This is a genomic window from Mesobacillus subterraneus (assembly GCF_023715485.1).
GTDB classification, from domain to species: Bacteria; Bacillota; Bacilli; order Bacillales; family Cytobacillaceae; genus Mesobacillus; species Mesobacillus subterraneus_B.
Window position 1 is genome coordinate 12,489 of record NZ_JAMBOF010000017.1, and the last position, 18,827, is coordinate 31,315.

The 18,827-nt window shown below is 41.8% G+C and carries 22 protein-coding genes and 1 other RNA gene; 9 read left to right on the forward strand and 14 right to left on the reverse strand.

The features are described 5' to 3' along the window. The first annotated feature begins 58 nt into the window (after window positions 1–58). From M3204_RS19300 to M3204_RS19320, 5 genes are all read left to right on the forward strand, one after another. Window positions 59–748: a Crp/Fnr family transcriptional regulator gene (locus M3204_RS19300; RefSeq protein ID WP_251486361.1), complete on the forward strand. Its 690-nt coding sequence runs from the start codon at window positions 59–61 to the stop codon at window positions 746–748. Between the two features lie 180 nt (window positions 749–928). Further along, window positions 929–1,168 (forward strand): DUF2249 domain-containing protein, encoded by a 240-nt coding sequence (locus tag M3204_RS19305; protein ID WP_251486364.1) that lies wholly within the window; start codon window positions 929–931, stop codon window positions 1,166–1,168. Between the two features lies 1 nt (window position 1,169). Next, window positions 1,170–1,385, forward strand: coding sequence for a DUF2249 domain-containing protein (locus M3204_RS19310; protein ID WP_251486367.1), 216 nt, complete (start codon window positions 1,170–1,172; stop codon window positions 1,383–1,385). A gap of 5 nt (window positions 1,386–1,390) precedes the next feature. Beyond that, on the forward strand, window positions 1,391–2,635 hold the full coding sequence (locus M3204_RS19315; protein WP_251486370.1) for a hypothetical protein: 1,245 nt from the start codon (window positions 1,391–1,393) through the stop codon (window positions 2,633–2,635). A gap of 13 nt (window positions 2,636–2,648) precedes the next feature. Beyond that, on the forward strand, window positions 2,649–2,954 hold the full coding sequence (locus M3204_RS19320; protein ID WP_251486373.1) for a metal-sulfur cluster assembly factor: 306 nt from the start codon (window positions 2,649–2,651) through the stop codon (window positions 2,952–2,954). A gap of 104 nt (window positions 2,955–3,058) precedes the next feature. On the opposite strand, the gene M3204_RS19325 is transcribed toward M3204_RS19320, so the two are convergent. From M3204_RS19325 to M3204_RS19360, 8 genes are all read right to left on the reverse strand, one after another. Beyond that, window positions 3,059–3,226: a hypothetical protein gene (locus M3204_RS19325; RefSeq protein WP_251486376.1), complete on the reverse strand. Its 168-nt coding sequence runs from the start codon at window positions 3,224–3,226 to the stop codon at window positions 3,059–3,061. Window positions 3,227–3,445: 219 nt separating this feature from the next. Beyond that, window positions 3,446–4,588 (reverse strand): THUMP domain-containing class I SAM-dependent RNA methyltransferase, encoded by a 1,143-nt coding sequence (locus tag M3204_RS19330; RefSeq protein ID WP_251486379.1) that lies wholly within the window; start codon window positions 4,586–4,588, stop codon window positions 3,446–3,448. A 286-nt stretch (window positions 4,589–4,874) separates the two neighbouring features. Continuing rightward, window positions 4,875–5,263: RNase P RNA component class B (gene rnpB / locus M3204_RS19335), an RNA gene on the reverse strand. Window positions 5,264–5,346: 83 nt separating this feature from the next. After that, window positions 5,347–5,646, reverse strand: a complete 300-nt coding sequence (gpsB, locus tag M3204_RS19340; protein WP_251486602.1) for a cell division regulator GpsB — start codon at window positions 5,644–5,646, stop codon at window positions 5,347–5,349. 191 nt (window positions 5,647–5,837) lie between these two features. Then, window positions 5,838–6,398: a DUF1273 domain-containing protein gene (locus M3204_RS19345; protein WP_251486382.1), complete on the reverse strand. Its 561-nt coding sequence runs from the start codon at window positions 6,396–6,398 to the stop codon at window positions 5,838–5,840. A gap of 213 nt (window positions 6,399–6,611) precedes the next feature. Beyond that, window positions 6,612–6,950 carry a CotD family spore coat protein gene (locus M3204_RS19350; RefSeq protein ID WP_251486384.1) on the reverse strand — a complete coding sequence of 113 codons (339 nt, stop codon included), beginning with the start codon at window positions 6,948–6,950 and terminating at the stop codon, window positions 6,612–6,614. 385 nt (window positions 6,951–7,335) lie between these two features. Continuing rightward, the gene (locus M3204_RS19355; RefSeq protein ID WP_251486387.1) at window positions 7,336–8,607 is read right to left on the reverse strand and encodes a ribonuclease H-like domain-containing protein; all 1,272 of its coding nucleotides are present in this window, start codon (window positions 8,605–8,607) and stop codon (window positions 7,336–7,338) included. 21 nt (window positions 8,608–8,628) lie between these two features. Continuing rightward, window positions 8,629–10,905 carry a DEAD/DEAH box helicase gene (locus tag M3204_RS19360; protein WP_251486390.1) on the reverse strand — a complete coding sequence of 759 codons (2,277 nt, stop codon included), beginning with the start codon at window positions 10,903–10,905 and terminating at the stop codon, window positions 8,629–8,631. Window positions 10,906–11,104: 199 nt separating this feature from the next. Between M3204_RS19360 and M3204_RS19365 the strand changes: the two genes are divergently transcribed. Beyond that, window positions 11,105–11,797 (forward strand): Crp/Fnr family transcriptional regulator, encoded by a 693-nt coding sequence (locus tag M3204_RS19365; protein ID WP_251486392.1) that lies wholly within the window; start codon window positions 11,105–11,107, stop codon window positions 11,795–11,797. A gap of 239 nt (window positions 11,798–12,036) precedes the next feature. Here M3204_RS19365 and hcp read toward each other — a convergent pair whose 3' ends face one another. Then, the gene (gene hcp, locus M3204_RS19370) at window positions 12,037–13,338 is read right to left on the reverse strand and encodes a hydroxylamine reductase (RefSeq protein ID WP_251486406.1); all 1,302 of its coding nucleotides are present in this window, start codon (window positions 13,336–13,338) and stop codon (window positions 12,037–12,039) included. A gap of 237 nt (window positions 13,339–13,575) precedes the next feature. On the opposite strand from hcp, the gene M3204_RS19375 reads away from it, so the two are divergent. Further along, window positions 13,576–14,043 (forward strand): Hsp20/alpha crystallin family protein, encoded by a 468-nt coding sequence (locus tag M3204_RS19375; RefSeq protein WP_251486411.1) that lies wholly within the window; start codon window positions 13,576–13,578, stop codon window positions 14,041–14,043. A 308-nt stretch (window positions 14,044–14,351) separates the two neighbouring features. On the opposite strand, the gene M3204_RS19380 is transcribed toward M3204_RS19375, so the two are convergent. Next, entirely contained in the window at window positions 14,352–14,897 is a 546-nt protein-coding gene (locus M3204_RS19380) for a YppG family protein (RefSeq protein ID WP_251486413.1), read from the reverse strand. 192 nt (window positions 14,898–15,089) lie between these two features. Between M3204_RS19380 and M3204_RS19385 the strand changes: the two genes are divergently transcribed. After that, window positions 15,090–15,287 (forward strand): YppF family protein, encoded by a 198-nt coding sequence (locus M3204_RS19385; RefSeq protein WP_251486417.1) that lies wholly within the window; start codon window positions 15,090–15,092, stop codon window positions 15,285–15,287. A gap of 263 nt (window positions 15,288–15,550) precedes the next feature. Here the strand turns inward: M3204_RS19385 and M3204_RS19390 are convergent, their stop codons facing one another. The 4 genes from M3204_RS19390 to M3204_RS19400 form a co-directional block, all read right to left on the reverse strand. Continuing rightward, window positions 15,551–15,934, reverse strand: coding sequence for a YppE family protein (locus tag M3204_RS19390; RefSeq protein WP_251486420.1), 384 nt, complete (start codon window positions 15,932–15,934; stop codon window positions 15,551–15,553). Between the two features lie 294 nt (window positions 15,935–16,228). Next, window positions 16,229–16,483: a hypothetical protein gene (locus tag M3204_RS19395; RefSeq protein WP_251486424.1), complete on the reverse strand. Its 255-nt coding sequence runs from the start codon at window positions 16,481–16,483 to the stop codon at window positions 16,229–16,231. Then, window positions 16,480–16,608 carry a hypothetical protein gene (locus M3204_RS23790; RefSeq protein WP_285856830.1) on the reverse strand — a complete coding sequence of 43 codons (129 nt, stop codon included), beginning with the start codon at window positions 16,606–16,608 and terminating at the stop codon, window positions 16,480–16,482. Before M3204_RS23790 ends, M3204_RS19395 begins: the two co-directional genes overlap by 4 nt. A gap of 457 nt (window positions 16,609–17,065) precedes the next feature. Then, on the reverse strand, window positions 17,066–18,058 hold the full coding sequence (locus M3204_RS19400) for a DUF2515 domain-containing protein (RefSeq protein WP_251486428.1): 993 nt from the start codon (window positions 18,056–18,058) through the stop codon (window positions 17,066–17,068). A gap of 117 nt (window positions 18,059–18,175) precedes the next feature. Here M3204_RS19400 and recU point away from each other — a divergent pair, with 117 nt between their 5' ends. Further along, window positions 18,176–18,799 carry a Holliday junction resolvase RecU gene (recU, locus tag M3204_RS19405; RefSeq protein WP_251486431.1) on the forward strand — a complete coding sequence of 208 codons (624 nt, stop codon included), beginning with the start codon at window positions 18,176–18,178 and terminating at the stop codon, window positions 18,797–18,799. Window positions 18,800–18,827 lie beyond the last annotated feature (28 nt).

An 18,827-nucleotide genomic window follows, 5' to 3' on the forward strand; every position in this document is an offset into this window, starting at 1 on the left:
TGGATAGGTTGATAAAATCAATAATAGAAACTTAATCACATACGAGGAGCAGATTGACATGCATATATCCCAAATCAGGCAACAACTGAAATGTGTACCGATTTTCAAGGAATTATCATTACAAGAGCTGGATCCCATCATCGAGATTGCCCAGCCCAGATTTTATAAAAACAAGATGTACGCATTTATGCAGGGCGATCCCCTTGATCGGGTTTTCTTCATCCATTCAGGAAAAGTGAAAATCTATAAAACTGATTCATCTGGACGAGAACAGATCGTTTCGGTACTCGAGGCTGGAGAAATGTTCCCGCATGCTGGCTTTTTCAGGAAAGGCCAATATCCAGCGCATGCCGAAATGATGGAGGACACTCAGATGATCGTGGTCCCCATCTCAAAGTTTGAAGAAATACTAGTTTCATACCCGGAACTATCAATTAAACTATTCAGGGTTCTCGGCGAGAAAATTATCGACTTGCAGGCCAGGCTTGAGGAGCAAATTCTTCATAATACTTATGAACAAATCATCATGCTGCTTCTTCGCCTTTGTAAAACAAATGGAGAAAAGAAAGACAATGGTTTCAAACTGACCACCCATTTTACGAACAAAGAATTCGCCAACATGATTGGAACTTCCAGGGAAACCGTCAGCAGGACCATCAATTATTTAAAAAAGAAAGATTATCTGAGTATAGATGATGACGGCTGCTACTTAATCAATCATGAAAAATTGCATCAGGAATTGTTCTAACGAAAGATGCCAGTGGTCAAACTATTGCGTTAGTTGAGCACATACTTAAATGCACCATTTGGCGAGGAGTAGTATAAATTGTGAGTTTTTCTTTTGTTAAGTGATGCACATCACGGAAGAAATGACTGAAAATGATTATCATTTATATATACAAACAATCGTAATGAGGAGCTGGAGGAAATGGATCAAAAGACAATTGAATTGGATGTAAGAGCAGACATCAATAACAAGCTGGAGCCATTCCAAAAAATCATGGAAGCGATATCCGGACTGGAAATGAATGACGTTTTGATTTTACACGCCCCTTTTAAGCCTGTTCCTTTATATGGTGTCTTAAAGGCTAAGGGATTTGATCACGAAGTAGAAAAAATTGAAGCAAAGCACTATAAAATCATTTTTACGAAAAAGGGAGGGAAATAAAATGCTGCTTGACAACCGGGGTCTTGAACCGCCACAGCCAATGATGAGAACACTCGCTGCACTAGAAGATCTAGACAGGGGACAGTCGCTTGTTATTATTAATGACCGCCGCCCTATGTTCCTCTTTGAACAGCTGGATGAGCTGGGATATTTATACCTGACAGAACAACAGGAAGATGGCAGCTATAAAGTGACAATTTCCCGAAAAGCGGGGTGATTGCAATGTTTCAGAATAGCAAAGGGAATGAGACCAATATTAAGCTGCCATTTTCATTTATCGCATTCAGTATGCTTGCTCTCATCCTATCGCAGGTGCTGTTATTACTCAACGGTGATCTTTTAGTTACTGGCACATTCAGGCTGCCGGCTATCTGGTCAGCAGCCCACCTTTTTGTGCTCGGCTGGGCGTTGATGGTCGCAATGGGTGCGATGTACCAGCTTGTTCCTGTTGCCTTCCTGACACCGATCTGGAATGAAAAATTCGGGTTTGTCCAATTTTTCATAACGGCATCAGGGATTGTCTTATTCGCCGCAGCCCTGTACGTCCGCCCCCAGGATGCACTGATTCCTGGAATAGTGACATTAACGGGTATCCTGTTGTTCCTTGTCCAGATGTTCATGACTCTAAAAAGCCAGGCAAAGCCTAATATACTTACCTTGTTTGTCGGCTCTGCTCTTTTATCACTACTTGCTACAATCACTCTCGGCATCATGCTTGTCCTTAGCATGAATACAGGATTCGCCTCGGACTATTACCAGGTTATTTTTAAAAGTCATATTCTATTGGGGACAGCTGGCTGGTTTTCATTATTGATTTTTGGCTTTTCTTACAAAATGGTGCCGATGTTCTCACTAGCACATGGTTATACCATGAAGCCTGCTGTCTATGTATTCCTTGTTTATTTTTCAGGAATGATTAGTTTGATTTCATCCTTCTTATTGGAAAGCCGCAACTTGGAGATGTTGGGAACATTCCTGCTTTTTGCTGGTTTCGTGATTTTCACATGGCATGTTAAAAAGATCATTGATAAAAGAGTCAAGAAGAAGCTCGACCGCCCATTTATGTTCGCATTATTCGCGATTGGCTGTGGTGCAGTTATCCACTTAGCCGCTGTTGCCAGCAGTGCATACAGCATGCTGCCAAAGATGGCCGGCCCAATCATCTTCCTGTATTTGATAGCGTGGATCGCGTTCAGCATCATCGGATACTTGTATAAAATCGTTCCTTTCCTTTGGTGGACACACAAATACAGCAAGGAAATCGGGAAGCAAAAGGTACCTTCCTTGAAGGAAATGATGGATGAGAAGATGGCCCTGCCGCTCTTCTTGTTGTTCATTGTCGGAGCGGTATTACTTACTGCATCATTCGCTGCAAAGTTATTGTTCTTGTTTTACATCGGTCAGGGATTAATCTTAATCGCAGCGATTCTGTTCAGCTTCACAATTGCCAAAGTCGTTATCAAATGAGGAGGAAATTCAAATGAATGAAGTAAAGGATAAAATCAGGGAGAACTTGAAGACTGTCTATGATCCTGAGTTAAATATTAATGTTGTTGATCTTGGATTAATATATGATATTGATATTCCAGAGCCACGCACAGCGAGAATATTAATGACATTGACAACACCAGGATGTCCTCTGCATGACAGCATTGCAAGCGGAATCAAATATTGCGTGCAGGGAATGGAAGAAATCGATCGTGCTGAAGTCCAATTGACCTGGGAGCCAGCTTGGACACCAGACCGGATGACAGAGGATGGTAAAAGATTGCTGCAGGGATTCTAATCATTTAGTGAGATAGAGGAAAGAACATGGATCAGAAATCCCAGGCAGGTTAAATATAGGCTAAAAAAAGAAACGCTTGAAGCTTCAAGCGTTTCTTTGCATTATTATTTAGGATTTGACAGGCCAAATGACAATGCCTGGCGAAAGGTGTTTTCTGCTTCCTGCAATTCAGTCAGCTGAACTTCATCTGCCTGAAATTCATTACGCAAAGCTTCGGTACTTGACGATAATGCTTTTGAAATTCTATGGAAATCGATAAAAGAATAATTCATTGCCATCCCTCCAATCTCAGTAAAGATAAATGTATTTTATTCCCTCCATCATTCAATTATTCCAGGAATAATGTCTTACCTGCATATTTTTATTTCTAGCTGTGTTAAAATTCACGATTTAAACTCCGTTCACTCATTTTCGGATGGAGAAGTATAAAATTGCCCATAGTTTAAAACACCAAAATAAAAAGCCTCCTGCGTAAGCAGAAGGCTTCCAGATTATTTTTCTACACGCGGCGGGCGCTTGCCCCAATACTGATAATAGTCAGTCCGGATGAAGCCATTGAATAACTTCCGCTTCTTTGTAGCCGGTTTTCCGTAAACCTGTTCGAAGTTTTCGTTAGACGTAAGGATATAGATTGACCATGTATCGAGCGGAGCAAGTGCCCTGCCCATCTGCTGATACATTTCTTCTACCGCCTTCTTTTCACCCAGTCGTTCACCGTATGGCGGGTTACCGACGATAACACCGTAATCTTTCTTAGTCGTGAAGTCCTGGACGCGCATTTGCTTAAAGGAAATCAAGTCGCCAAGACCTGCCTCAAACGCATTCTCCTCAGCGATCTTGACTAGGCGGTGGTCAATGTCCATTCCGCTGATATCCAGCGGCTGGTCATATTTTGCAAGATCTTCTGCTTCCATCCTCACATCATTCCATGCTGACTCAGGTATAATACTCCAGCCCTCAGAAACAAATTCACGGTTGAAACCCGGTGCGATATTCTGTCCAATCATTGCCGCTTCAATCGGAATAGTCCCGGAACCGCAGAACGGATCGACAAATGGTTTGTCCGGATTCCAGTTAGTCAGCATGACCAGCGCCGCAGCAAGTGTTTCTTTTAAAGGTGCTTCCCCCTGCCCTGTCCGGTATCCCCGTTTATGGAGGCCGCTTCCACTAGTGTCGATTGTCAACGTGACAACATCCTTAAGAAGGGCAACTTCTAATTTGAATAATGGTCCGTTTTCTTCAAACCAAGTTGTTTTTTTATAAGACTTTCTCAAGCGTTCTACGATAGCCTTCTTTACAATTGCCTGGCAATCAGATACACTGAAAAGCTTCGATTTAACCGATTTCCCGGAGACAGGGAATTCAGCATCCTCGGGCAAGAATTCCTCCCAAGGAAGTGCTTTCGTTTTCTCGAATAATTCATCAAAAGTATAAGCCTTGAATTCGCCAACTTTGATTTTTATTCTGTCCGCTGTACGCAGCCACATGTTGCTCCTGGCGATTGCCCGGGCATCTCCTTTATAAGAGATCCTTCCGTTTTCGACTTCACATTCATATCCAAGGTCGCGAACTTCTTTTGCCACAATTGCCTCAAGACCCATCGCCGAAGTGGCGATCAAATCAAAATTTTTCATGATTTCACCCTTATATCAAAAATAATTTACTTAGGCTCTTTGTTGCTTTTACAACCAAAAGTTACGTGTTTCAATGCCTTCCCTAGCCAGAAACCTCCGAAAAAGGAATAAAGGCTAGAGAAAAACGGGATGAAAATATGGCTCGAAAAACCACAAAATATGCGAAAACAGCCTTAGCTTATGTATCGTACTATTAAAATACCCAATAACAACTAATATACATAATAAAAGCTCTCCTGGCAAAAGGAGAGCTCTAATAAACACTCATACAAATCCATTAATAACGTTCTGTAAGCCATGTTTTGTACCTTTGTACTGCAAACGACCAATGGTCTCGTACTCTGGTGGTAATCATCTATCTACAGATGAAAACTCATCTGTCCTTCCCTTCGTTCAGTTCCTCCAGGAAAGTGCCCCTACCATCGTTTGGGTTTCTCGCTCGTGGGGTTTACCTCGTTCCACCCTTCCGATTTCTCGGAAGGCTCCGTCACTGTGGCACTTTTATAGGTATTCATGCCATATCGTTGCCGACTTAGGCATTTTCCCGGCCGTCAACCGAGCATGAGCCCGGCTGCCCTGGCTTATGAATTGGCCAGGCACGAACACTACAGGCATCTCAGCCTGTGCGAGCATGGACTTTCCTCTGCAGCAGAACTGCAGCGATTACCCGAACGTTATTAACAGCTTCATGAAGTATTATATGAAATATAGACTTGAAATGCAATGGTAATACATTTCAAAAACTAGCAGAAACTGGATTAATCGTAGAGTTTGTCGCCAAAAACGTGTTTTTCAAGATTTGACAGTCTTTTCAGGATGTCAAAATTAGTCGTGCCTGCTGCTTGCGTGCTTGGGCGGCGCGATGTTTCATCAAGCTGTTTTTTCAGACGCAGATTGTCCTGCTGCAGTTCTTCAATCTCCTGCTGCATCACTTCATAATCTTTGATTACCAAATCAAGAAACTTATCAACATCTTCTGGCTTATACCCGCGCATAGCCGTTTTGAACTCTTTTTCTAAAATGTCTTTAGCGGTTAACTGTATTTTATCGGATAGCATTCCATTCACCTCAATATACCCCAATCGTCACATTTTATTTTTTCAAAAACAAGGCGATTTGTCAATTTTTCTTTTCTTATGTACTTATTGTTAAATTTATAATTTGCCTTACACGAGTGGTGATCTAACGTTTAGACCAATTCTCTCCCATTTCATGCAGGCCTATTAAGGGAAAATTGCCTTTCAAGTCGTTAAAATCCCTGCTGCCTTAATTGTTCTTCTTCTACTACCATCTGTAAATCATACAGAGTAATCAATCTTAATTCATATTCGTTCGTTTCTTCATACTTTTTTGCCGTTTCATAAATAAATTTTGGACTTCCTTCTTTTTCTGGATCATACAAAAGAACCATCACATCGCTTTTTTCTACAAAAAATTGATTCTTTAGCCTGAATTGCCATGGTTTTTCATATGGCTTTCTCGAGATGGAGTCAACGTGGTCAGCTCCGGCCAAAACGGATTCATACCATTCTTTATTTGCCTCTTTCCACGATTCTTCCTGGTTAAGGAAGGGCGTGAAAACAGACAATTTCAAATCAGGGTACTCCTCCTGTAATTCAAACACCGCTTCCCCTGCCCATAATTCGACACCCAGCTGGCCGCTGATCATCACCCATTCCAATCCTTCCTCTACTAATGGAAGCAAGCTTTTTTTTATCGCCATCTTTATGTATTCAGCCGCAGGATGGTCATGCTGGAAAATCCCAAGTTCAAAAGGTTTATATCCAGAAATCGCAGCTACTTTTGCCATAGTTACTCCTCATCCATAAATAGTTAAATTGTAAACAAGACTCCATATAGAATGTATTCCCTAATTTGTCCGGATATAAATCTAAGTTAATGTAATTTATTTTGAAGATGCCTAATTACTTCAATGAAAATAAAAATAATTAATGGAGTTATTTTTAATCGAATAATTTTCATAGGAAAAAACAAGGGCTGAATAGCCCTTGTTAGAGTCTTTTTATCTACCAAATCCCATTCCTGGACCTGGGCCAAATCCCATTCCTGGACCTGGGCCAAATCCCTGTGGTCCGCCAAATCCCGGGCGAGGTCTTGGACCAACTGGTGCAACTCCACCTGGAACCGGACCAGGACCGCCGTAATGGTTCTGATGTGTTACCTGATTCACTGTGGACTGTGTTTGAGGGAAATAATGGACATGATCGTAATTAATGTGGTTTACATTTGTAGTATGTGTTGGATGAACATGCGGAACCACGTTATTGACATAATTATGATTCACACAGCATTTAGTAGGGTGAACCACTGTTGGCAAAACATTTGTCGGTCTGCAGTACATAGTGCATAACTCCTTTCCTATAGACTTATTCTTTACATTATCAGCCTATGAAGAAACAATGCATCTTGTACTAATGAAAACACCTATTTTTACAAGATAATCCGCCGTGCAAGCCTAAATTGTAACTTAAAGGAAAGTGTAAAAGTTGTCCTTAAGCCCGCTAAAAATAACAGCGATTAGGGTAATAACAACAAAATAGAGAACTAAAACCGCTTTATACAATCTTACCAGCCCCGTAAAAAATTTGATTTTTAACACCATACAATTTAACATTTTACAATGTCATAACCGTACATACAACAGGATATTACAGGTTTTAAGCTGGTAAATGTTAAAATTTTGTTACAATTAAAAAAATCATGGCGAAGAATGGCATAAACTCGTGTTAATTTGGCGAATCCTGCGCTTGCCCGGGAAATGCTTTACGGGAAATTCTGTTCATTCTTTTTTGAAGGTCCGCATTGAAAATCATGTCTTTTTTTGTTGGGTTTCCTTCTCGAATATCCTGCGCCAGACGGCAATACTCTAATGCTAATTCAAGATCCTTCTCACGATGCTCATAGTGCTTGGCTAGCTCGATGCAGGCTTCTTTTCTCTGCTTGTTCGTCCCTTTCTCCGCGCTCTCTTTCCACAAGATGACAGCTTCAGGCCATTCCTTATTCCTTTTGTGTTCAAAAGCAAGAGCGTGCTTTGCTGCAGCCTCCTGCTCGTTCCCTTCCTCTGCAAGTCCGCTGAATTTTTGTTTAGCCTTATCTGATTGCCCTAAATACGAAAACCAGCGCCCGACTTCGAACGTTTCTCTTGGGGTCTGTGCTTTATCCCTGCCAAGAAGCTGAAAAGTCAAATGAGTGTAAAGCGTCAGCAAAGACAGGATATCCGTCTCATTGTGTTTAATTACCCCAAGCAAGCCCTCTGGATTTTTCCTTTCCAGAAAGTCAAAATAAATCATTGGTGCAAGAAAGCCAGGGATGTCTTCTTTTCTTTCCAGGCCGAGCACTTCCTGTTCGACAATGCTGAGTTTCATTCGTTCAATTTTATGCTTCCACATTCTTCTCGCTGCATGGTACAAATCGAAGTGACCGAAAGCAGGCAATTTAGGAACATGATCACGTACAAGCGTATGCCTCGTTTTAACTTGAGGCCAATCGAAGGCCTTGCCATTGTATGTTACCAGTGTAGTATAATCCGCATTCTCCAGGAAGCTTTGGTAAAGAGCTACTTCTTCGCCTGGATTCGGAAGAATATGCTGCTTTAATTTCACCGATCCCCCTGAGATGCTCGCATGCCCGAGAAGGAAGATCGTGTTCCCTGCTCCTCCTCCGAGGCCTGTCGTTTCCGTATCAAAAAACACTAGATCCCGAGGCTCATGGCCAGCAGCAGATAGAGGATGCTTCGTTTGGTCATTGTTCCATAGGGAAACAGCCTCGAGCAAGTCCCTGAATTTATAATGACCATGCTGGTAATCAAGCGGATAAATCACTTCTCTAACAAGACAGTACTGACCATCGAAATAGTAGGGGGAAACATTCTCCTGTTCCCACACTTCGCGAAACGGAATCTCAGGAGTGTCTCGTACTTGGACCGCTTCCGTCTTCGGTTTATCAATCTCGCTCTTTATATGAGGTTTCAGGCGATTTAATTTATTCTTAAGACTCATCTATCTTTTCCCCCTCCTTTTTCACACTGCCGCTTTAATGAACAGATCGAGAATTTTCACAACGTCCTTTTTGGAATGGATTGAGGTTGTATCCGTACCGATGCAGGATGGACACCCGTCTGCACATTGACAATTCATCACCATCTGCTTCGTCTGGTCCAAAATTTCTTCAATACCAGAATATATTTTTTCGCTCAGCCCAATCCCGCCAGGATAGCGGTCGTAAAAAAAGATCGTCGGCTTTTCATTATGGGCGGCTTTCACTTGCGGTACAACATGGACGTCAGAAGGGTCACACATGACGAATAGCGGAGCAATATGCTTTAAGGCCTGTGATGTTCCAATCAGTCCTTCCTCAAGCCGGTCATCTGCAAACTCAGACAGTTCTTTATTCAGTGAAATCCATGCGGAGCTAGTGTGCAATTCTTCCTCAGGCAGAAAAATCGGACCCGATCCAATATTTTCATGTGTTTCAAATCTGATTTTCTTGAAGATTGTCGCCATTGCCCTGACGCTGACATCGCCGAAACCAATTTCCGTCTCTTCATTGCCCCTATGCTTATCCTCTTCAAGTACGCTTAGCTGGACTGCGAGGTTGGCATCTGTAAAATAATCGACGTCAACTTCCCGGACGAACGCTTTCTTTTCCTCCCAATCAAGCTTTTCAACCTGGAACTGAATTCCCTGATGCAAGTAAATCGCTTCCTCATGCAAAAGAGTCATAGCTGAAAATGTATCCATTTCGCCGATAACCTTTACATTGGCAACATCAGATTGATCAATGATCACGACATTCTCTTGAGAAGCGGACCGGAGGCTGATGTTATGAGCAGGGAATGCATCGTTCATCCAGTACCATTTATCGCCGTTTTGATGGAGTATTCTCTCTTCGGTCAAATACTCAAGTATCTCTTCAATTTCTGCAACTCCGAATGTGTCACCTTTTTTAAACGGCAATTCATAAGCAGCACATTTGATGTGATCAATGAGGATAATCAAGTTGTCCGGGTTGATTCTTGCCGTTTCCGGACTGCGATTAAAAAAGTAATCTGGATTTTGGATCACATACTGATCAAGCGGACTTGAGCTCGCCACCATGATGACCACCGATTCTCCGTGCCGACGGCCTGCTCGGCCTGCCTGCTGCCACGCACTTGCAATCGTACCTGGATATCCATTCATAATACAGACTTGGAGCTGGCCGATATCTACTCCAAGTTCAAGCGCATTGGTACTGACAACTCCATAAATTTCTCCGGACCGCAAACCTTTTTCAATTTCGCGCCTTTCAGTAGGAAGATACCCACCTCTATAGCCCCTAATCGATTTAGGTCCGAGCTTGTGTTTGACAAGTTCCTTTAGATAGGTCAGCAATATTTCGACCCTGACTCTGCTTCTTGCAAACACAATGGTCTGGATTTTATTTTTCAAGAATTCTCCTGCCAGCCTGCGGGTTTCCAGCGTTGCGCTCCTGCGTACATTCAACGGGATGTTGACGACGGGAGGATTGTAAAACAAAAAATGTTTCCTTCCTGATGGAGCTCCGTTATTATTGATCAGGACCATATCCTTTTCGGTCAGCCCTTCTGCCAGTTCGAGAGGGTTCGCGATGGTTGCAGAAGTACAGATAAAAACGGGATTGCTGCCATAATAAGTACAGATTCTCTTCAGTCTTCTGATGACGTTGGCAACATGGCTGCCGAAAACTCCCCTGTAAATATGCAGTTCATCAATCACGACATATTTCAGGTTTTCAAAAAGCGATACCCATTTAGTATGGTGGGGCAGAATCGCGGAATGCAGCATATCAGGATTCGTGATGACGATATGCCCCGCCCGCCTCACCTTCTGGCGTATATTTGACGGTGTGTCACCGTCATATGTATAACTGTTTATTGATAACTCCGCCTCCTGGATCAATTCATTAATCTCGCTTTTCTGGTCCTGGGCTAGTGCTTTAGTAGGAAACATATACAGCGCTCGGGCATTTGGGTCATTTATAATCGACTGGAGTACGGGCAGGTTATAGCAAAGCGTTTTCCCTGATGCTGTAGGGGTGACTGCAACAATGCTCTGCCCTTTCATGATTTGCTCGTAAGACGATTTCTGGTGGGTATAAAGACGTGAAATCCCTCTTCTCTCCAGTGCTTTTTTCAAAATCTCACTCAAATCGTCTGGCATCTGTTCTGTCTGAGCTTCTTTTTCCTCAATTGTGTGCCAATGGACAATATTTCTCTTGACCGATTCACTAACCTTTAAATCTTGTAAAATTTCTTGCATATTTTTTCGGACTTTCATGTCGTTCACCTCGTTATTCCTATTTTAGCGAATAAACGTTCGTTACAAAAGCAAAATAATAAATAATCAGCCTGCTATTTTTTGGCATGCCGCCTGGTATTTTCATTTTCTTTTTATATTGGAATTAAAACGGCGCGACTTCTGTTTTTTTGTTAAAATAGTAGAGATGGATAAACCGCTTGATTATGGGGTGTTTCTTTTGAATAAAAATGAGATAAAAAAAGTTCTGTCACAATTCTCGTTGTTCCGGGACCTGGATGACTATGAATTAGAAAAAATCGTAGATATATCAATTTCGAGGGAATGGAAGAAGAACAGCCATGTCTTCCTACAGGGAGACCCACTGGAAAATGTTTATTTTATAAATGACGGCAAAGTGAAAATCTATAAAAGTGATGCTAATGGAAGGGAACAAATCGTCGCGATCCTGAAAAAAGGGGAAATGTTCCCCCACGTTGGATTTTTCCGCAAGGGCGGCTATCCGGGTTATTCAGAGGTACTTGAGCCAGCGAGCCTTGTTGTTGTACCGATTTCCCAATTTGAGAAGGTGTTGGTCGAAAACCCTCATTTGAGCATCAAGGTCTTCAAGGTACTAGGAGAAAAAATCGTCGACCTGCAGGAAAGGCTTGAGTCGCAGATTTTGAACAATACCTACGAGCAGATTATCAAACTTCTGATCAGGCTCGGCGAACTCCATGGTGAAAAGCAGGAGGACGGAACAATCGTGCTGAAGACCGATTTTACAAATAAAGACCTTGCTAACATGATCGGAACGACAAGGGAAACCGTTAGCAGGACGCTTACCAAGCTGAAGAAGGATGAGTTGATCACATCAGACAGCCAAGGGAATTTGATCCTCGATCCTGATGTGTTGTTAAATGAGCTCGTTTAAAAGCAGCCTCTAACCAAAGCGAATGCCCACGGCTCTTTGCCGCGGGCATTCTTTTTTCATATATCTGTTTTCGCATTGATTGTTGCTTTTCGTACAAATTCTTAAGGCCGTATTCCATAAGGTTTCGGGGCTCTTTTCTTGCTGCTCCAAAACCCATAAGGACATGAAACTCGTAAAAATCCAGGAGCCAATTTAACTATTGTTTGTGAAAGTAAAGAAGTTTACGGAAAGAGCCTTACTTATTCAGTTTTGCTCAATCCCATCATTGTTTCCATATCTTCCTGGGCAGTAGTGATCAGCTTTAAATTGAAAGTATCCTGAAGCACTTGCATCACACCTTCAGAAATAAATTCAGGCGGCTTTGGCCCGATTCGAATATCCTGGATTCCCAGGCTGAACAGGCCTAGCAGAATCGCTACAGCTTTTTGTTCGAACCATGAAAGCACAATACTCACAGGAAGTTCATTGATGTCGCATTCAAATGCGTCAGCAAGCGCCTTGGCAATTTTAACTGTTGATACAGAGTTGTTGCACTGTCCAAGGTCTAAATATCTAGGTATATTTGTTCCAGGTACCACACCATAATCAACGTCGTTGAATCGGAACTTTCCGCATGATGTTGTCAAGATGACTGCCTCTGGAGGAAGTGATGTTGCTAGTTCACGGTAGTATTCCCCGCCCTTCCCTGGTGCGTCGCACCCAGCGATTACAAAGAAACGCTTGATTTTTCCAGATTTAACAGCATCAATTACTTCTGGAGCCAGGCCAATTACTGTTTCGTGGTGGAAGCCAGTCACCAAGGTTTCTTCTGATTCCATGTTTGCTTCAGGAAGTTCTAATGCTTTTTCAATCAGCATGGAGAAGTCATCGTTTTCAATTTTCCTTACATTTTCCAGACCTGTTACTTCATATGTGAACATGCGGTCTGCATAAGTGCCCTTGATAGGCATTACGCAGTTGGTCGTTGCCAGGATCGCGCCCGGGAATTTCTCAAACAGGCGGCGCTGGTCAAACCAGGCTTTTCCGATGTTCCCTTTAAGATGTGGGTATTTTTTCAATGCTGGATAGCCGTGTGCAGGCAGCATTTCTGAATGAGTATAGATATTAATGCCTTTTCCTTCAGTTTGCTTGAGCAATTCTTCTAGAGCGAACAGATTATGGCCCGTGACAACAATACATTTCCCCTCGATCTTGTTCTGGCTGACTTTCACAGGCTGAGGAATGCCCAGACGGCTTGTGTGCGCTTCGTCAAGCATCTCCATTACGCGGACAGCAGACTGCCCGACCTTCATTGCCATATCGATATGTTCTTGTACATTAAAGTTTGAATTTGTCAAAGTCATATATAATGCTTCATGGGTGGTAGCATCCACAAATGGATCTGTAAATCCAAGCTGGTTTGCATGGGTTCTGTATGCCGCTATCCCTTTCAAGGCAAAAATCATTGTATCCTGCAGGCTGGCAATCGTTTCATCTTTTCCGCAAACTCCTATTACTTTACAACCGCCTGTTGGTGTTTGTTCACATTGGTAACAAAACATGTGTATACCCCTCTTCTGCTTAATTTACTGTTTCAGCATACAAAGGAAAACTAAACGATTATGTGACCTAAATCACACTAAAGGCATTTTTCACAAAGTGTTCATAAAAAGTTGACGGAGTGAGAACAAGTCAGCCTCTGGAAAAAGATACAAAACAGGTGCAAACTGGATCAATTAACAGGGACATTCCTTCACACATATTCTGTTATGAGAATTTCTGCAGACGAGGATGACCTGATGGCAAACAACCATCCAGACCGCCAAAAGAAACATGAAGTATTAGAACAATGGTTTAAATCGATGAATCAATTGATGCACGAGAAACCTGTTAAGGGAATATTGCAAAGCATTGATGATTTTTTCCGGCAGCCCCATTCCACCTTCCATGTAGACCTGTATGAAACTGATAATGAATATGTAGTTACAGCCGAACTTCCTGGTATAAAAAAAGATCAAATTTTGATTGATGTTATAGACAACACTTTGACGATCTCAGCCGAGAAAACTAATGTCTCATCAGAAGTGAATGAAATCGCAAAAACACACAGGCAGCGGACGTCGATGCAAAGGTTCAGCAGGACGATTCCCTTTTCCCAGCCGATCAATGAGAAGAAGATGCGCGCATCCTACAGAGACGGACTGCTCGAAATAAAAATCGCCAAAAAACCAGGGAAGAAAATTGATATTATAATAGACCAAGATTAGGAAAGCGAAAGCGCCTTGGTCAGCCCCGACAAGCGCTGGAGGGCCGACCGGTGAAGTCGTTCTTTGACTTCATTGGGCGGACCGAAACCGAAATGTGTAGCCGACTGTTCAACTCCGACAAGCGCTGGATGGCCTGGCAGTGAAGTCGTTCTTTGACTTCATTGGCAGGACAGAAGCGTCTCGAGGAGTTAGGAGGCGCAGCTAGACAAGCGACTCGAGGGGCTAGGCGCTGAAGCTGGACAATTCTCGAAGTGAAATTTATACTTTCTTATCTCAAAAAAAAGCAGGCAATCGCCTGCTTTTCTCATTTAAACTTTGAACATCCCACCGAGTCCTTTTACAAGGGATGATACTTGGTTGACAGCATTCATCATCTGCCCTGCCGTATCGACCATCTTGTTGAGATCAAGATTTCCTTCCTGGCTTTTAAAAGAGTTCATGATTGATTGCAGGCCAGAAGGCTGCTTAGGCATGAACGCATATTGGGGATATGGATTGTAATTCTGGTAATCCGCCTGCTGGCTGTAGTATCCATAAATCGGATCATCCTCAGGCTGCAGCGGATTTTGAAAGAGCATCTTTGAATAATTATGCTTAGGGTCTGCCGGCTGATAAGGCTGGTTCCATTGGGGATTCCCCTGGATATACGGATTGTTCTGAATCCCCTGATTCATATATTGGTTTTGCCAATTTCCCGGCATGGAGTTCCAATATTGATTGCCGTATTGTTGAGGGAGCGGCTGCTGCCGGTTCAAACCTTGGTTATTCCCATTGAAACTATATGGACCCTGATAAAATTGATTTTCCCGAAACTGTGGCTGATAGGCAAACGTTTTATTACTGCGGCCAAACATGGGCGAACATCCTCCTCCAAATATTCATTACGATATCATATGTAGATATCGCCCAGAAGGTGCTAGCCTTGGAAAGGCCTTCCGATTTTGTCAGATGGTGAAATTTATTGTCGGAAGTTTTAATTTTTGAAAAATAAATGACAATTCATTTTTCATGATACCATTGAGTCAAATGATGGAGGAGGATGAAAAATGAACGTTCACGAACTAAAAAATCTATTTGCCCAGACAAAAGAATACACTCCGGAACATGTAAACGAATTGCTCGATTTCACAAAAAAATCGTATATTCAGAATGAAATTACCATTCTGGAATACCGGAACCTTGTTCGTGAGCTGGAATTGCAAGGTGCCTTCATTCCCGAGGACCAGAAAGAATTCTCTATCTAAAAAAATGAAGAGGGTGTCCCAAAAGGTAAAAACTTTTGGGCACCCTCTTGTTTTTTAGCGACTTGTAAAAACGGTCCGTTGATTTCCGTTCCAGGCGCTTCGCTTTCCGCGGGGCTGGCGCTGAGCCTCCTCGCCGCCGTTGGCGTCTGTGGGGTCTCACCTGTCCAGCTGAGCCCGCAGGAGTCTTCGCGCCTTCCACTCCAATCAACTCAGGTTCCTAAACTCAGGTTGAGTTTAGAAACCTTTTGAGTCAGCCTCTTTCTTTATTTGATTGAATCACTGCCAGCTTTTTCTACTGCTAAAATCATACTATTTAAAATGAATTCAACAGACTGTATTTGATCGAGGAACCTTTTCTTGCTCGTTTCAGGAAAAAAGGCCTGGACAGAGATGACTTCCAAATAATCAGCGGCAGTTTCAATTTGGCTGGAATGAAGGTTTTTTGGCTTATTGTCTTTTACCCATTTTACAGCTGCTTCTTTCCAAAGCTCTGCTGTTTCTTTCACTTCATCAGCAAATGGTTTGACTTCTGTATTAAAATCTCCCCTGACGCCTTCTTTCTTTGCGTATTCATACCGCATAAGAGCATTTTCTGAATGGGCGATCAATTTTTTGGACAACGATAGGATCTGCTGTTCTTGTTCCATTTGCTCATCCTGCTTTCTAAAAAAATCATTTAAGATTAAATAATAGGCTCTGTTAAAGCCCAATGTTGTTTTTAATACCTGTTGATTGTAGTGGAAGGCGCGAAGACTCCTGCGGGCTTAGCTGGTCAGGTGAGACCCCGCAGGAGCGAAGCGACGAGGAGGCTCAGCGCCAGCCCCGCGGAAAGCGAAGCGCCTGGAACGAAAATCAACAGCCTTGTTTAACAGAGCCAAATAATAAAAAGTAGCCTTTTATTGTGCAAAAGCTACTTAAGAATGAATCTATTCTATTATATATCAAAAACCTAATTCAAGTTTTAATGCAGGCGATTCAGTCATCAATGAAGCGGTGTTATTTCTATTCCTGGAAACCTTGGCCTCCATCTTGTCCAAAAGGATCTCGATTTCTGCTAAACGCAATGTGATATCCTTGTACATTTCCTCTCTATGATCTGATAATGAACTTTGTAAATTCGTATCTGTCTCATCAATGTGATGGGCCATATCAGTCAACATTCCTAAAATTTCTTCTTTATTGATTCCTGTTCTCATAAATAACCTCTCCCGACGTGATTAATTTTAAGGACTGGCAGATCAGTATCCCGGCAGCAAGACAGCGAATCAGCAAAAACATATTGGATCAACCATAATCTCTTATCTTCTAGATTCTCGCTCAATACAAAACCTCCTCCACAGCTGACAAAACTAGAAGGAATTCGGCAAACAAAGTGTTATTTTTTCGCAAGGATTACAACCTTCGACATACGATTCCGCATGAAAAAAACGCAACTGAACAAACTAATCTCGGGAGGTGTTCATTTGAATAAGAAACAAAACAAAAATATGAAGCAGACTAACAACATTGCTGAGAAAAAAGCAGGTTACGGTGACAAGAAACTAGAAGGACCAAACCGCCCTGCAGAGTGATTAAGCAAAAAAGCAAGGTGATCCCTTGCTTTTTTGTTTGAGGCGGTTTTCACATAAATTGTGGTTTTTCATACCTGGTTTTTATCCCGTATTTTTTAACTTCGAGCTCTTTTCGAGGAGGTTTCTGAACAAGTAATGTTTTAAAACTCGTATAAATCCTGGTTGAGAAAGCGGCAAAGTTTAAGAAAAGACCCTTGTTTGAAGAAATTAAATAGTGGTAAATAAATCCTTTATTGATATCAATGCATGCAATTGTTTTTGCTTTCGATGATACCACTTTGTCAAATGGACGGGATGTCTATGGGATACTTCTTTTTCTAGCCACTTACCGTAAAACTTCCTTTCTTTATACCAGTCTCTTTGATGATGGTAGTGATGGCTGATTATTGGATAAGTACATCGCAGATAGGGTGTGTCACGTTTTTTATTAAAAGGAAAATATTTTTCATAGTCTTGCCTTGAAGCCGTATGTTCTGTGTTAAGGGAAAATTCAAGGAATAAAGGATAAAGCTGTGGATTAAATAAAATAGAGGCCAGTCTCTTCCCCAGGTTGATCCTTTTGCTTACTGATTTAAACCCGTTTACACTTGCTCCGTATAGTTCACCCTCACAAGTCGGAAAAAGGACGGTACTAAAGTGGAGATAATCCTCGAATGAAAACATGAAAGTGTTAAATACTCGTTTTTTATAGACAGGGTGTCTGATAACCGGGTTATGGATAACATTTTGCTCATTTATGATCAAGGCAATCATCAATCTTTTCTTATCTCTTGTTTCCCAAAAACGCTCCCATTCCTTTTCCATAAACTCTGAAACATCCAAGTATTTTAACAAGTGAAACATTGGAGTGTTTTTTTTCGTCGAATAAGAGTATAAAAGGAGCTGGGAAAAGGCATCGCGAAAAATCAGCCAATTTGCTCTTTCATAAGTCAAGAATAACCGCTGTCGGATTGCAGGTTCCAACATTCTCGGGAACCACTCTCCCTGCAAATCGCACATATTATAGCCGCCGTTCCTTGAAACCATGCTTGCAAGAAACGCCCAGATCATTTCGGGCGTTTCTAAATAATAGTCAAGATACGCCCTTGTTCTGGATATATTATCTAAGTTTTTTATTTCTGTCTCGATCAAGATTTTATGGATAATTTCAATTTCATTATCTGGCAAATGACTAATATGAGGAATTTGGGTTATTGACACACCTTTTCTCTTCCTTCTCTTTGGGATCTTTTTAGGTTGATTTTAAATGGGGCTTTTTATTCAACCAAAAGTTGTTCATATTTGGTATGATAAAGAGTAGTCTGTGAGGTGGTCAGCTTGATTATCAATTATCCAAACGGAAAAAAATATATTCAAAGCCAAAGTACAAACCCAAGTCCAGAGGAAAAAATTAAGAAACAAAAAAATACAGCATACAGTAACAGAGGGATGACGCTTGAGGAGGATTTAAACGAAACCAACTCCTACTACTTAGACAGAAAGATTGCGGTAATTCATAAAAAACCAACGCCTGTACAAATCGTGAATGTCGATTACCCGCGCAGGAGTGCGGCCGTCATCAAAGAGGCATACTTTAAACAAGCTTCAACTACAGACTATAATGGTGTTTACAAAGGAATGTATATCGATTTTGAAGCGAAAGAAACCAAGTTTTCAACCTCGTTTCCGTTAAAAAACTTTCATGAACATCAAATTGTCCATATGAAAGCTGTTCTCGACCAGAATGGCATATGCTTTGTCATCCTCCGTTTTTCTACAGAGGAAGAGGTTTACCTGCTTGAAGCAAGCCACTTGCTGTCGTTTTGGGAAAGAATGATAAATGGCGGCAGGAAGTCAATCACCAAGGAAGAAATCACAGAATTCGGGTATCGAATCCCACTTGGCCTGCATCCCAGGATTGACTATATCAAAGTTATCGATTATCTTTATAAACTTAGTTAGTTTTTACTGTAAGAAAGGAAGGAAACAT